This is a genomic window from Stenotrophomonas sp. TEPEL, from assembly GCF_004348785.1.
Classification (GTDB): Bacteria; Pseudomonadota; Gammaproteobacteria; order Xanthomonadales; family Xanthomonadaceae; genus Stenotrophomonas; species Stenotrophomonas indicatrix.
Genome location: NZ_QQXJ01000001.1, coordinates 1,377,425 through 1,390,952 on the forward strand (window position 1 = coordinate 1,377,425; position 13,528 = coordinate 1,390,952).

At 67.5% G+C, this 13,528-nt stretch carries 13 protein-coding genes; 7 read left to right on the forward strand and 6 right to left on the reverse strand.

Annotated features, from left to right (window positions below):
* The first annotated feature begins 174 nt into the window (after window positions 1-174).
* From TEP_RS06095 to TEP_RS06110, 4 genes are read left to right on the forward strand one after another with little or no spacing between them, the layout of a single operon-like run.
* Complete coding sequence (locus tag TEP_RS06095) at window positions 175-1,518, forward strand: TRZ/ATZ family hydrolase (RefSeq protein WP_132824633.1); 1,344 nt, start codon at window positions 175-177, stop codon at window positions 1,516-1,518.
* Between the two features lie 26 nt (window positions 1,519-1,544).
* A complete protein-coding gene (gene ubiG / locus TEP_RS06100) occupies window positions 1,545-2,261 on the forward strand; it encodes a bifunctional 2-polyprenyl-6-hydroxyphenol methylase/3-demethylubiquinol 3-O-methyltransferase UbiG (RefSeq protein ID WP_033831579.1) in 717 nt (238 codons plus the stop codon).
* Complete coding sequence (locus tag TEP_RS06105) at window positions 2,258-2,953, forward strand: phosphoglycolate phosphatase (protein WP_132824634.1); 696 nt, start codon at window positions 2,258-2,260, stop codon at window positions 2,951-2,953. Before ubiG ends, TEP_RS06105 begins: the two co-directional genes overlap by 4 nt.
* An 11-nt stretch (window positions 2,954-2,964) precedes the next feature.
* Window positions 2,965-3,669, forward strand: coding sequence for a squalene/phytoene synthase family protein (locus tag TEP_RS06110; protein ID WP_132824635.1), 705 nt, complete (start codon window positions 2,965-2,967; stop codon window positions 3,667-3,669).
* Window positions 3,670-3,765: 96 nt separating this feature from the next.
* Here the strand turns inward: TEP_RS06110 and TEP_RS06115 are convergent, their stop codons facing one another.
* Genes TEP_RS06115 through yidD form a run of 3 tightly spaced genes read right to left on the reverse strand, consistent with a single transcriptional unit; the run spans window position 3,766 to window position 6,216 of the window.
* Entirely contained in the window at window positions 3,766-4,614 is an 849-nt protein-coding gene (locus TEP_RS06115; RefSeq protein WP_025876406.1) for a M23 family metallopeptidase, read from the reverse strand.
* Window positions 4,614-5,960 carry a dihydroorotase gene (locus tag TEP_RS06120; RefSeq protein WP_032978714.1) on the reverse strand — a complete coding sequence of 449 codons (1,347 nt, stop codon included), beginning with the start codon at window positions 5,958-5,960 and terminating at the stop codon, window positions 4,614-4,616. Before TEP_RS06120 ends, TEP_RS06115 begins: the two co-directional genes overlap by 1 nt.
* A gap of 1 nt (window position 5,961) precedes the next feature.
* Complete coding sequence (yidD, locus tag TEP_RS06125) at window positions 5,962-6,216, reverse strand: membrane protein insertion efficiency factor YidD (protein WP_014037867.1); 255 nt, start codon at window positions 6,214-6,216, stop codon at window positions 5,962-5,964.
* A gap of 273 nt (window positions 6,217-6,489) precedes the next feature.
* On the opposite strand from yidD, the gene dksA reads away from it, so the two are divergent.
* Window positions 6,490-7,707, forward strand: coding sequence for an RNA polymerase-binding protein DksA (gene dksA / locus TEP_RS06130; protein WP_132824637.1), 1,218 nt, complete (start codon window positions 6,490-6,492; stop codon window positions 7,705-7,707).
* A 548-nt stretch (window positions 7,708-8,255) separates the two neighbouring features.
* On the opposite strand, the gene TEP_RS06135 is transcribed toward dksA, so the two are convergent.
* Genes TEP_RS06135 through cysS form a run of 3 tightly spaced genes read right to left on the reverse strand, consistent with a single transcriptional unit; the run spans window position 8,256 to window position 11,384 of the window.
* Window positions 8,256-9,503 carry an MFS transporter gene (locus TEP_RS06135; RefSeq protein WP_132824638.1) on the reverse strand — a complete coding sequence of 416 codons (1,248 nt, stop codon included), beginning with the start codon at window positions 9,501-9,503 and terminating at the stop codon, window positions 8,256-8,258.
* On the reverse strand, window positions 9,500-9,952 hold the full coding sequence (locus TEP_RS06140) for a SufE family protein (RefSeq protein WP_093820487.1): 453 nt from the start codon (window positions 9,950-9,952) through the stop codon (window positions 9,500-9,502). The genes TEP_RS06135 and TEP_RS06140 overlap by 4 nt, the downstream gene beginning before the upstream one ends.
* Window positions 9,953-10,007: 55 nt before the next feature.
* Window positions 10,008-11,384: a cysteine--tRNA ligase gene (cysS, locus tag TEP_RS06145; protein WP_132824639.1), complete on the reverse strand. Its 1,377-nt coding sequence runs from the start codon at window positions 11,382-11,384 to the stop codon at window positions 10,008-10,010.
* A gap of 186 nt (window positions 11,385-11,570) precedes the next feature.
* Here cysS and TEP_RS06150 point away from each other — a divergent pair, with 186 nt between their 5' ends.
* Both TEP_RS06150 and TEP_RS06155 read left to right on the forward strand, forming a co-directional pair.
* Complete coding sequence (locus TEP_RS06150; RefSeq protein ID WP_099821204.1) at window positions 11,571-12,134, forward strand: hypothetical protein; 564 nt, start codon at window positions 11,571-11,573, stop codon at window positions 12,132-12,134.
* 329 nt (window positions 12,135-12,463) lie between these two features.
* Window positions 12,464-13,474, forward strand: coding sequence for an N-acetylornithine carbamoyltransferase (locus TEP_RS06155; protein WP_025876421.1), 1,011 nt, complete (start codon window positions 12,464-12,466; stop codon window positions 13,472-13,474).
* Window positions 13,475-13,528: the final 54 nt, after the last annotated feature.

Genomic DNA, 13,528 nt, shown 5'->3' on the forward strand with positions numbered 1-13,528 from the left:
ATCCGCCATGGCGGATCGTGGGCCCCCACTCACCAGCATCCACACCCCGCCGCTTCGCGGCCGCCCCTGACTCCGGGGCTTGCCTTCCAGAAGCCCAGCGGTAGCCATTTGACCGGTGATCAGTCGCCAGGTCGCCAAGGCTACGTACGGTCCTTCCCCAGCCAGTGAGCCCGCATGAGCGATAGCCCGCACCTCCCCGAAGCCTGCGACCTGCTCATCGAAGCCGGTCATGTCGTTCCGATCGAGCCGCATGCGGTGGTGCTGGAAGACCATGCCGTGGCCATCCGTGGCAGCGAGATCGTGGCCATCCTGCCGCGCGCCGAAGCGCGTGCGCGGTTCCGCGCCACCCAGGTTGTCAGCCGCCCAGAGGCGGCGCTGATGCCGGGCTTGGTCAACGCACATACGCACAACCCGATGACCCTGCTGCGCGGCGTCGCTGACGACCTGCCGCTGATGACCTGGCTGCAGCAGCACATCTGGCCGGTGGAAGCGGCGGTGATCGGTCCCGAATTCGTGGCCGACGGCACCACCCTTGCCATCGCCGAGATGCTGCGTGGCGGCACCACCTGCGCCAACGAGAACTATTTCTTCGGCGACGTGCAGGCCGCCGTCTACAAGAAGCACGGTTTCCGCGCGCTGGTCGGCGCGGTCATCATCGATTTCCCCACCGCCTGGGCCAAGACCGACGACGAGTACTTCGCCAAGGCCGGTGAACTGCATGACCAGTGGCGCACCGACCCGCTGATCGGCACCGCATTCGCGCCGCATGCGCCGTACACGGTCAACGATGCCAATTTCGAGCGGGTGCGGATGCTGTCCGACCAGCTGGACATGCTGGTGCATCTGCATACCCATGAAACCGCGCAGGAAATCACCGATTCGATCAAGCTGCACGGCCAGCGTCCGCTGGCGCGGCTGGATCGCCTCGGCCTGGTCAACGACCGCCTGATCGCGGTGCACATGACCCAGCTGACCGAGGCCGAGATCCACCTGTGTGCCGAGCGTGGCGTCAGCGTGGTGCATTGCCCGGAATCGAACCTGAAGCTGGCCTCTGGTTTCTGCCCCGCCTGCGCCCTGCAGCGCGCAGGCGTGAACCTGGCCATTGGCACCGACGGCTGCGCCAGCAACAACGACCTGGACATGTTCAGCGAGAACCGCACCGCGGCGATCCTGGCCAAGGCCGTGGCCGACGATGCCACCGCGCTGGACGCGGCGACCACGTTGCGCGCCTCCACCCTGGGTGGCGCCCGCGCATTGGGCTTCGGCGAGCGCATCGGCTCGATCGAGGTCGGCAAGCAGGCCGACCTGGTCTGCGTTGATCTGTCCGCGCTGGAGACCCAGCCGCTGCACAACGTGCTGTCGCAGCTGGTGTACGCCACCGGCCGTCAGCAGGTCAGCGACGTCTGGATCGCCGGCAAGCCCAAGCTGGTGCAGCGCGAGCTGGTCGGCATGGACCTGCCGGGCATCATCGCCAACGCGCGCCAGTGGCGCGAGCGCATCCGTCATATCCGCGCCTGAGTGCAGGCGCCGCAAGGACAACCGTCATGACTGCCCCCCACGCTTCTTCCAATTTCGATCAGGCCGAGCTGGACAAGTTTGCTGCGCTGGCCAACCGCTGGTGGGACGCCGACGGCCCGCAGAAGCCGCTGCACGCACTGAATCCGGTGCGCCTGCAGTACGTTGCCGACCGCGCGCCGCTGCGAGGTGCGCGTGTGCTCGACATCGGTTGCGGTGGCGGGCTGCTGAGTGAAGCGCTGGCCCAAGCCGGTGCCGAAGTGACCGCCATCGACCTGGCGCCGGAGCTGGTCAAGGTTGCGCGTCTGCATGCCCTGGAAAGCGGCGTCAGCGTCGACTACCGGGTGCAGGCCGCCGAGGACCTGGCCGCCGAACAACCGGGCAGCTTCGATGTGGTGACCTGCATGGAAATGCTCGAGCACGTGCCCGATCCGGGCGCGATCATCGAGGCCTGCAAGCGTCTGCTGAAGCCGGGTGGCCATCTGTTCCTGTCCACCATCAACCGCACCGCAGCCGCATTCGCCGTGGCCATCGTCGGTGCCGAGTACGTGGCACGGCTGCTGCCCAAGGGCACCCACCACTACCAGGAATTCATCAAGCCGGCCGAGCTGGCGCGCTGGCTGCGCGAGGCCGACCTGCAGCTGGCCGATGTCAGCGGCATGGCCTATGAGCCGTGGCGCAACCGCGCCCGCCTGAGCAGCCGCACCGACATCAACTACCTGGCCCACGCGGTCAAGGCGCCGTGACCGCTGCCGTGTTCCCGCGTGCGGTGCTGTTCGACCTGGACGGTACGCTGCTGGACAGTGCCCCGGATTTCGTCGCCACCCTTGATGCGATGCTGGCTGAGCGCGGTCGCGCACCGATCGATCCGGCGCAGTTGCGGCCGGTGGTGTCCAAGGGCTCACGGGCGATGGTGTCGGTCGCGTTTCCAGAGCTGGAAGCGGCCGAGCGCGATGCATTGATTCCCGAGTTCCTGCAGCGCTACGAAGCTTCGATCGGCCAGCACGCCGTGCTGTTCGACGGCGTCGCCGGCATGCTCGGTGCGCTGGACGAAGCGGGCACCGTGTGGGGCATCGTCACCAACAAGCCCGAATACCTGGCGCGGCTGATCGTGCCGCAGTACGGCTGGCAGCAGCGCTGCGCGGTGCTGGTCGGTGGTGACACCCTGGCCGAGCGCAAGCCGCATCCGTTGCCGCTGCTGCACGCCGCGCAGCGGATCGGCATCGCAGCGGAAGACTGCGTGTACGTCGGCGACGATGAGCGCGACATCATCGCCGCGCGTGCTGCCGGCATGCCGTCGGTGGCGGCGCTGTGGGGCTACCGCCTGCACAGCGATGACCCGTTGGCCTGGCAGGCCGATGTGCTGGTCGAGAACGCCGGACTTCTGCAACTGGCCAGTCTCTGGCCGAACCGGCCGGCGACCCCGGCCCAGCCGTAAGGAACAATGTAGTGAGCAGTACCGCGCTGGATAGTTTCCTCGACAAGTGGCGCAGCCGTTGGCCGGAATGGTCGGTGGCCGAGCCGTTCGTGGCCGAACCACAGCGCCGCGTGGCGCTGGCATGGTTCGCGCTGCTGCAGGAATTCGACGACATGCTCAATACCGCTGGCGACCCGCTGCCGGCGGACGCCAAGCTGGCGTGGTGGGGCGAGGAACTGCGCAGCTGGGCCGCGCAGCGTTCGCGGCATCCGCTGGGACGCGTGCTGGAGCCGGTGCGGGCACCATGGGTGCAGCTGGCCGAGGCGCTGCCGGATCTGGTCGAGGCGCGCACCGTAGCGCTGGACGCTGCCGGCGCCGAACGCGCACTGGGCAACTATGCCGACGCGGTGGCTGCGGTCGAGGCCGTGATGTTTGCCGACAAGCCGCGCAAGGGGGCTGGCCATGCCGTGCTGCTGCAGACATTGGCGCAGCGCCTGCAGGACGCTGGCGTGGCCGGGGTGCCGCGCAGCCTGATGGACGAAGATGCCGGCAACGCTGCACAGCGTTGGGCGCAGCAGTTGCTGAAAGGCTGGGGCACCCGCGTGCCCGGTCCACGTGCCCGCCGGGTGTGGTCGAGCCTGGCGCGTGCACGCCTGGCGGCGCAGGCCGCCGGCAAACCGATTGAAGCCACGCCCGTGCGCACGTTGCTGCGCGTGTGGTGGGCCGCGCGCGGCTGAGCCATCGGCCGCTGCGCCCGCCGGGCACGGCCCGGCGCTACCGTGCATGTGATCGGGGTAGCGCCGGGCCATGCCCGGCGGGGAACCTTGCGTGCGTTACTTGCGCTCCAGCACCAGCAGCGGATCGATGCGGGTGTCGAACCAGTTCATGCCCCAGTGCAGGTGCGGCCCGGTGGCACGGCCGGTGGCGCCGACGGCGGCGATCACCTGGCCCTGTTCGACGCGATCACCGACCTTCACGTCGATGCGCGACAGGTGCAGGAAGTTCGAACTGACCCCGAAGCCGTGGTCGAGCAGCAGGGTGCCACCGGTCAGGTACAGGTCCGGCCCAGCGAACGTCACCACACCGGCCGCCGGTGCCTTCACCGGGGTGCCGGTGGGTACGGCGATGTCCATGCCGGAGTGGCCGGCACCGGGCTGGCCGTTGTACACGCGGGCGTTGCCGAAGCGGCCGCTGATGCGGCCCTGCACCGGCCAGATGAAGGTCTGGGTGAAATCGGTGCGGTTGTCGTCGCGCGCACGCGCAGCGGTGACCTGCGCCTGTTCGCGCTTGATCCGCTCGGCAATGGCTGGGGGCGGATTGACCGTCTTCGGCGGTACGCCGTTCACCCGCTCGGTCGGCCAGTCGCGTGGGGTCACGGCGATGGCGGCCGTCTCGCTGCTGCCATCCGGTCGGCGGATCTGCACCTGCAGCGGGCCCTTCTCATCGCGACCGATGCCGAACACCACGCTGCCGTAGCTGCTCACGCGCAGGTCGCGGCCTGCATAGCGCACGCTGCTGCCGGCGGGAACCTTGCCGATCACCAGCGCGCCCTGCGACGCGCTGGCCGGGAACACCACGCGGCTGTCGATCAGGTCGCCGATGCCGTCCTGTGCCTGGGCTGCGGGTGCGGAGAGCAGGGGCGCTGCCAGCAGCAGCGCCGCGAACATGAGTGCCGGACGCATCAGCGGTCGTAGGTCATGCGCTGGCCGGCGGGCTCGCCCACCAGCGTGCTGCCGTCCCACACCAGCTGGCCGTTGACCCAGGTGGAGGCCACGCGCGAACGGAACGTGGTGCCCTCGAACGGCGACCAACCGCACTTGGACAGCACGTCCTCGCGCTTGACCGTGAACGGCACATCCTCCACCAGCACCAGGTCGGCAAAGTAGCCTTCGCGCAGGAAGCCACGCTCTTCCACATCGAACAACTGGGCCGGGGCATGGGCGAATTTCTGCACGACCTGCTCGCGGGTCAGCTTGCCTTCGTGCACGCGTTCCAGTGCGGCGACCAGGGCGTACTGCACCAGCGGCAGGCCGGACGGCGCCTGCGCATAGGGCTTCTGCTTCTCTTCCCAGGTATGCGGGGCGTGGTCGGTGGCCAGCACGTCCAGCACGTCGTCAGCCAACGCGGCGGTGATCGCCTCGCGATCGGCCACGTCCTTGATCGCCGGATTGCACTTGATCAGGTTGCCCTTGGTCGCATAATCCGGGCGGGCGAAGTGCAGGAAGTGCACGCAGGTCTCGGCGGTGATCTGCTTGCGGCTGCCGTCGGCGCGGATCAGCGGGCCCTTCTCGAACAGGGCCAGTTCGTCGGCGGTGGAGATGTGCAGCACGTGCAGGCGGGTGCCATGCTTGCGCGCCAGCGACATGGCCAGCCGCGTCGACTTGATGCAGGCCTCGCGCGAACGGATGTCCGGGTGCATCTCCGGGGTCAGTGCGTCGCCGTACTTCTCCTGGAACGCTTTCAGGTTGGCATCGATCATCGGCGTGTCTTCGCAGTGCGTGATGATCGGGGTGGGGCACTCGCGGAAGATCGCGTCCAGGGTTTCGGGGTTGTCGACCAGCATGTTGCCGGTGGACGCGCCCATGAACACCTTCACACCCGGCGCCTTCTTCGGATCGAGCGCACGGATGGCGTCGAGGTTGTCGTTGCTGGCGCCGTGGTAGAAACCGTAGTTGGCCCAGGCACGGCCGCGCGCCAGCTCGTACTTGGCTTCCAGGATGGTCGAATCCAGGGTCGGCGGGTTGGTGTTGGGCATGTCCATGAAGCTGGTCAGGCCACCGGCCACGGCCGCAGCCGATTCGCTGGCGATGTCACCCTTGTGGGTCAGGCCGGGTTCGCGGAAATGCACTTGGTCGTCGATCATCCCGGGCAGCAGCCAGCGCCCGGCCGCATCCACCACCTGTTCGCCGTCACGCGGAGTCAGACCCTTGCCGATCTGCGCGATGCGGTCGTTCTCGATGCGCAGGTCGCCTTCGAAGGTCCGGCCTTCGTTGACCAGGCGGGCATTGGTGATGAGCGTGGAGGACATGTCAGTGTTTTCCTGTGCAACGGCAAGAGGGGGCGTTGGGAGATTCGGGCACTGGATCGAAGCCGCCGGGATGGAACGGATGGCAGCGGCCCAGCCGTCGCGCCGCCAGCCAGCTGCCGCGCAGCGGGCCGTGCCGGGAGATGGCATCCATGGCGTATTCAGAGCAGCTCGGTACGAAACGGCAGCGCGGCCCCAGCAGGGGGCTGATGAAGCGCTTGTAGAAGCGCAGCAGGGCGATGAGCAGGCGCGAGATCACGCAGTCATCTTAAGCCAGTTGGCATGAAGGCCGCATTTGTGCAGGATGGGCCGTTGGTCGCATGTCGTAGATGGCCTGCGACCGCTAGCGGCACCCTTCCAGGTGCCGGACAGGTTCCGTACCGCGCAAGGCGGTCCGTGTTGGTCGGACCGCGCCTTGGGCCCGTTGACTCCTGGACTGAATGGAGCGGGCCCCCGAGGTTGCTGCTGCGGGTCGGGTAGGCTATAAAGGCCCGCTTTCCCGGGCCCCGGGGAATCCAAGGAAGAGCGTTTCGTGGCTGCTAAAAAAACTGCAAAGAAGGCCGTCAAGGCCGCCAAGAAAACCGCCAAGCCTGTTGTGAAGAAGTTGGCGGCCAAGCCCGTTGCCAAGAAGCCGGCCAGCAAGCCGGCGACCAAGGCGGCATCCTCACAGCCGGCGGCCAGGAAGGCCACCGCAAAGAAAGCGCCGGTGAAATCCGGCAAGCCGGCAGTGGCGAAACCCGCTGCGCCGGTCAAGGCCAAACCTGCCGCTGCCAGCAAGAAGGCGCCGGCGGTGAAGAAGGTTGCCAGCAAGGCTGCGCCGGTGAAGAAGGCCGCTGCCAAGCCGGCACCGAAGAAAGCAGCAGCCAAGCCGGCGCCGAAGGCGGTGGTGAAGAAGGTTGCCGCCGCGCCTGCTGCCAAGCCGGCAGCAAAGAAGGTGGCGCCTGCCAAGCCGGCACCGGCCAAGAAGGTTGCCAAGAATGTCGCCCCGCCGGCTGCCAAGCCGACGCCGGCCCCTGTAGTGAAGTCCGCACCGAAGCCAGCTGCGAAGCCGGCCCCGGCCAAGTCTGTCCCGGCCAAGACCGCGGCAGTGGCAGCAGCCAAACCGGCCCCCAAGCCGGCCCCGGCCGCCGCTTCTGCAGCATCGACCGCCCCGCAATCCAAGAATCCCGTGCCCGTTTCGAAATCGCCTGCTAAAACCGCCGTGAAATCCGATTCCGCTCCGAAGACCGTGACCCGCCCAGTGGGCAAGGTCGCCGTGGCCGTTGCCGCCCGTTCGACGGCACCTGCGCCGCGCAGCAAGTACAAGGTCGTCGAATACAAGACCGACGAGGCCACTGGCCGCCCGATCCTGCCGGCAGGCTACAAGCCGGCCTCGGACGAGGAGTACATGAGCCCGCTGCAGCAGGAGTACTTCCGTCAGCGCCTGCAGAACTGGCGCGCCGACCTGGTGGAAGAGTCCAAGCAGACCATCGAGAACCTGCGTGAGGAAGTGCGTGACATCGGCGATGAAGCCGAGCGCGCGACCCGCGAAACCGAGAACTCGCTGGAGCTGCGCACCCGTGACCGTTACCGCAAGCTGATCGGCAAGATCGACAGCACCCTCAAGCGCCTGGAAGCAGGCGATTACGGGTACTGCGTGGACACCGGTGAAGAGATCGGTCTGGAGCGCCTTGAAGCGCGCTTGACCGCCGAGCGCACCATCGACGCCCAGGAGCGCTGGGAGCACCTGCAGAAGCAGCAGGGCGACTGATTCCGGTTCGTTGTGATGTCATGCAGAAAAGCCCGGCTTCGGCCGGGTTTTTTGTTGGGTTCGAGTTGGCTGCGTAGAGCGGCGCCTTCCGGGTATCGGGGGGGTCCTGCCCGGACCCACCCGCAGGCTCTCGACGGTTTCCGGCGTGCGCGGTTGCTGTAAAACCGAGCCCATGCTCGGCTCAGGCCGAAGCCGGAGGGTGGGGAGGACAAAAGCAATAGCAAGAGCAGCCAAGCACGGCTTGGCTCTACCAGAGGCAGCAATGCGTGCGCTCGCGGCTGTCGGGGCCGCCTTGTAGCGAGCCGAGTACCGCAGGGGAATCAGGGGCGAAGAGGCGCCGCTGTTTGAGCGCAGCGAGTTCGGCGCCGTCCCCTGATTCACCGAGGAGCGCAGGGCACCGGTGCGCAGCACCGGCTCGCGGATGGCGGCGCGTTTCTTTGGTTACTTTCTTTGCGCGCGCAAAGAAAGTGACACCCCGCCGCGGTCGCGGAAAGAGCCCGCCGGGCATGGCCCGGCGCTACCGGCGCGTGTGCGCACGGAAATCCGCTCTACTGCAGATCGCGCAGATTCAATTTCCGCAGCGTCGGGTTCTTCCACGCGGTGATCCCGGCCACGCTCAGCACCGCGAATCCGCCCAGTACCACCGCCGGTACCAGCCCCAGTACCTTGGCCATGGTGCCGGCATAGAACGCGCCCAGTTCGTTGGACGAACTGATGAAGATGCCGTTGATCGACGATACCCGGCCGCGCATCTCTTCCGGCGTGGCCAGCTGCAGGATGGTGGAGCGGATCACCACCGACACGCCGTCGAAGGCGCCGTAGAACAGCAGGATCAACGCCGACAGCCAGAAGTGCTGGGACAGGCCGAAGCCGATCACGCACAGGCCGAAGCCGGCGACCGCGAACAGCAGCACCCGACCGGCATTACGGTGCAGGGGGTGGCGCGCCAGCCACAGGCCCACGCACACCGAACCCAGTGCCGGCGCCGCGCGCAGGATGCCCAGGCCCTCCGGGCCGTGATGCAGGATCTCGTGCAGGAACGCCGGCAGCATCGCCACCACACCGCCCAGCAGTACCGAGAACATGTCCAGCGCCATGGCGCCGACCATGATCCGGTTGCCGACCACGAAGCGCGCGCCTTCGGCAATGCTCTTGAAGATCGGGGCGGCCGGGCCGGCATGCACCGGCTCTTCCACCTTCAGCGTGGCCAGGCAGCCCATCGCCACCAGCGCGAAGGCCGTGGCCACCGCATAGGACAGGCCCTTGCCACCGAAGCCGACCAGCACGCCACCCAGTGCCGGGCCGGCGATCATGCCAGCCTGGAACACCACGGCGCCAAGGCCGGCGCCACGGGCGAAGTGCTCGCGTGCCAGCACGCGGGCGAACAACGCGTTGTAGATCGGCGACAGGAAGGCGCGGACCATGCCGGTCAGCGCGATGGCCGCATAGATCGGCCACACGCCCTCAACCGGCAGCCAGCCCTTGGCCACGCTGGTCAGCACCAGCGCGGTGGCGACCAGGCCGGAACAGGCGACCATGCCCAGCTTGCGGCGCGGCAGATGATCCACCAGGTACCCGGCGAACGGGGCCACGCAGAAGAACGGCAGCACCTCGGCCAGGCCGATCAGGCCCAGCGAGAACGGATTGCGGGTGACTTCGTAGATGTGCCAACCGACGGTGACCGCGACCACCTGGTAGGACAGCATCGCGAAGATGCGATACGCCAGCAGCCTGGCGAAACCGGGCCGGGACAACAGGCCCAGCGCGGTGCCTTCGGCCGTGGCGGGCTCGCTCACGACGGATCGCGCTGCAGCTGGGCCTGCGCGGTCTCGCGGATGAACGCCAGCATCGCCGCCACGCCGTTGCTGCGGGTCGGCGACAGGTGGCGGGCCAGGCCGATATCCTGGATATAGCTGGGCTCGGTGGCCAGGATCTCCTGCGCGCTGCGCCCGGAGTACACGCGCAGCGCCAGGAAGATCAGGCCGGAAACGATGGCCGAATCGCTGATGGCGTGGAAGCGCAGCGACTGCGCGTTGCCTTCCGGCACGATCCAAACCATCGACTGGCAACCGAGCAGGCGGTGCTCTTCGGTCTTCCACGCGTCCGGGAAGGCGGGAAGCTTGCGGCCGAGGTCGATCAGGTACTGGTAGCGCTCGGACCAGTCGCCGAAGAAACCGAATTCCTCGGCGATGGCCGTCTGCGCCTCGGCGGCGGTGGGTTCAAGCGGGAACGGGGAGTCGATCACAACAGTCTCTACAGTAGGGAGCGTGGCCGGCGGACCGGCCACGGGGCAGGGCAGGTCAGCCGCGCTTGCGCGACCAGCGCACGCCCTGCGGGGTGTCTTCCAGCACGATGCCTTCGGCGGCCAGCTGGTCGCGGATGGCGTCGGAACGGGCGAAGTCGCGCGCCTGCTTGGCCGCCGCGCGTTCGTCGATCAAGCCCTGGATGCGCGCGTCGTCGTCGCTGTCGCCGGCGGCGTTGCCGAACCATTGCGCCGGATCGGCCTGCAGCAGGCCCAGGGCGAGGCCGGCGCCAAGCAGTTCACTCTTCAGGCGTGCGCGTTCGGCAGGATCGGTGGCGCGGCGCGCTTCACCGGCGATACGGGCCACTTCGGCCAGCGCCTGCGGCGTATTGAGATCGTCATCCAACGCCGCTTCGATCTCTGCCGGGATCACCGCGGTGGCGGCAACGTCGGCCAGCTCGCGCAGGGTGCCGTACAGGCGGTCGAGGGTGCGGCCGGACTGTTCGATCAGCGCATCGGACCAGTCCAGCGGCTGCCGGTAGTGGGCCGACAGCAACGCCAGGCGCAGCGCCTCGGGGGCATGCCTGCGCACCAGGTCGTGGACGCGCTCGATGTTGCCGATCGACTTGCTCATCTTCGCGCCGCCGAAGTTGAGCATGCCGTTGTGCAGCCAGAAGCGCGCGAACACCTTGCCGCCGTGCGCGCACTCACTCTGTGCGATCTCGTTTTCGTGGTGCGGGAACTGCAGGTCGACGCCGCCGGCATGGATGTCGATGGTCTCGCCCAGGTGCGCGGCGGCCATCGCCGAGCATTCGATGTGCCAGCCCGGACGGCCGCGGCCCCAGGGCGATTCCCAGCCCGGCAGATCGTCGCTGGACGGCTTCCACAGCACGAAGTCGCCGGGCGCGCGCTTGTAGGGAGCGACCTCGACCCGGGCACCGGCCAGCATCTCTTCCGGGTCGCGGCGCGACAGCTTGCCGTAGCCCTCGAAACTGCCGACGGCGAACAGCACGTGGCCCTCGGCGGCGTAGGCATGCCCGCTGCCGACCAGCTGCTCGATCATGGTGATGATCTGCGCCATGTGCGCGGTCACTTCCGGCTCGATGTCCGGCGGCACCACGCCCAGCGCGGCCATGTCTTCACGGTAGGCAGCAGCGAAACGGTCGGTGATGGTGCTGATCGGCACGCCCTGCTCGCGCGCGGCGGTGTTGATCTTGTCGTCCACGTCGGTGATGTTGCGGGCGTAGCGCAGCGCACCGAAGCGCCGCCGCAGCAGGTCGGCCAGCACCCCGAACACCACCGGCCCGCGGGCGTTGCCGATGTGCACGTAGTTGTAGACCGTCGGGCCGCACACATACAGGGTCGGACAGGCCGGATCGAGCGGGGTGAACGGTTCGAGCTGGCGAGTCAGGTTGTTGTGCAGGCGCAGGGTCATGGGTCTGTGACTGGGGGACAAGCCTGTGATTTTAGAACGTGTCGGGGTCCTTTGGGGGGCCGTTGCCACCGGTGGACGCCAGCGCCGGCCGGGGTGGGGTGGGCAGGAACGGCGCGGACGGGTAATGTTCAGCCCCTTGCGGTCACCACTGCCTACACTATTGCCGTGTCCCTGCGCCCTTCGCCAATGAAAACCACCGCGTTGCTGACCCTGGCCTGCCTGTCGGCGCTGCCCGCCGTGGTCCTGGCCCAGGAGGCCGAGCCCCGCAACCGGGTGGTGATCGTGGAGAACGTGAAGTTCGACTACGCGCAGGTGCTCAACGTGGAGCCCGTGTTCCAGACCCTGCGTGCCACCCGCACCGAAGAGCACTGCGAGCCGGTCTCGACCCGGACCCTGGCCCCGGTCAACGTCACCGGCGAGGAGCCGGTGGAGGACAAGGGCCGCATCGGCCGCCTCTGGGATTCGGTTCGCTCGATGTTCAAGCGCAGCGACGAGGAGGTGCTGGAGGAACTGCCGGCCGAAACCCCCGCCCCGGCGCCGGCCAACACGGGCCCGATGCTGACCCGGGACTGTCGTATCGTGCCCGTCGGACGCGAGTTCCGCCGTCCCATCGCCTATGACGTGGACTATGTCTACAAGGGCACCAAGTACCGTTCACGGCTGCCGGAGGACCCGGGCAACCGGCTCAAGATCCGGGTTTCTATCACCCCCTGGGTGGGCCCGGAGCAGGCTGCCGCCGGCACCCCCTGATTCTGCGACGCCGGCCACTTGCGCCGGCCCCGGCCGCATGTAAAGATTGCCGACCAATGAAGCTCACCGACTTCCAGCACGACAGCAGCGCCGCCCGCCAGGCCACTGGCATGACGTCGCGTGCCCGTCGACCGGAACCCCACATTCTCGCTGGGTAATCCGGAGCTTTCTGCTGTTCGTCCGAAAAAAACCCAGCCCGCCGGCTGGGTTTTTTCGTTTCCGCGTTCTGAAAGCTTCATCTGCAACCTTTTCGTACCACCCTGGTTCCCGGTTTTCCCTTCCACCTTCCACCGCGTCGACCCTCGGCGCCGCTCATGCAAGGAATGATGATGTCCCCCAAGCACTTCCTGAACACCCAGGACTGGAGCCGCAGCGAACTTGACGCGCTGCTGACCCAGGCTGCGCTGTTCAAGCGCAACAAGCTCGGCGACCAGCTCAAGGGCAAGTCGATCGCGCTGGTGTTCTTCAATCCGTCCATGCGCACCCGCACCAGTTTCGAGCTGGGCGCGTTCCAGCTCGGTGCCCACGCAGTGGTGCTGCAGCCGGGCAAGGATGCATGGCCGATCGAGTTCAACCTCGGCACGGTGATGGACGGCGATACCGAAGAGCACATCGCTGAAGTAGCCAAGGTGCTCGGCCGCTACTGCGACATCATTGCCGTGCGCGCGTTCCCGAAGTTCGTCGACTGGGCCTACGACCGCCAGGACGTCGTGCTCGAGAGTTTCGCCAGATACTCGCCGGTGCCGGTGATCAACATGGAGACCATCACCCATCCGTGCCAGGAGCTGGCGCACGTGATGGCCCTGCAGGAGCATTTCGGCACCCAGGACCTGCGCGGCAAGAAGTACGTGCTGACCTGGACCTACCACCCCAAGCCGCTGAACACCGCAGTGGCCAACTCGGCGCTGACCATCGCCACCCGCATGGGCATGGACGTGACGCTGCTGTGCCCGACCGCCGACTACATCCTCGACGAGCGCTACATGGGCTGGGCCGAGCAGAACGTGGCAGAGAGTGGTGGTTCGCTGAAGATCAGCCATGACATCGACAGTGCCTATGCCGGTGCCGACGTGGTCTACGCCAAGAGCTGGGGCGCGCTGCCGTTCTTCGGCAACTGGGAGCCGGAGAAGCCGATCCGCGACCAGTTCAAGCACTTCATCGTCGACGAGCGGAAGATGGCCCTGACCAACAACGGCGTGTTCAGCCACTGCCTGCCGCTGCGCCGCAACGTCAAGGCGACCGACGGCGTGATGGATTCGCCGCAGTGCATCGCCATCAACGAAGCCGAGAATCGCCTGCATGTGCAGAAGGCGATCATGGCTGCTGTTGCCGGCCGCTGATTTCCGTACGTCGTTCACGCATTCCAGACACTCCGCCGGGCATGGCCCGGCGCT

Coding starts and splice junctions, on each gene's coding strand:
- TEP_RS06120 (WP_032978714.1), bottom strand. CDS start 5,960: ATGTCCTCCACGCTCATCACCAATGCCCGCCTGGTCAACGAAGGCCGG.
- cysS (WP_132824639.1), bottom strand. CDS start 11,384: ATGACCCTGCGCCTGCACAACAACCTGACTCGCCAGCTCGAACCGTTC.
- TEP_RS06150 (WP_099821204.1), top strand. CDS start 11,571: ATGAAAACCACCGCGTTGCTGACCCTGGCCTGCCTGTCGGCGCTGCCC.
- TEP_RS06115 (WP_025876406.1), bottom strand. CDS start 4,614: ATGCGTCCGGCACTCATGTTCGCGGCGCTGCTGCTGGCAGCGCCCCTG.
- TEP_RS06095 (WP_132824633.1), top strand. CDS start 175: ATGAGCGATAGCCCGCACCTCCCCGAAGCCTGCGACCTGCTCATCGAA.
- ubiG (WP_033831579.1), top strand. CDS start 1,545: ATGACTGCCCCCCACGCTTCTTCCAATTTCGATCAGGCCGAGCTGGAC.
- TEP_RS06155 (WP_025876421.1), top strand. CDS start 12,464: ATGTCCCCCAAGCACTTCCTGAACACCCAGGACTGGAGCCGCAGCGAA.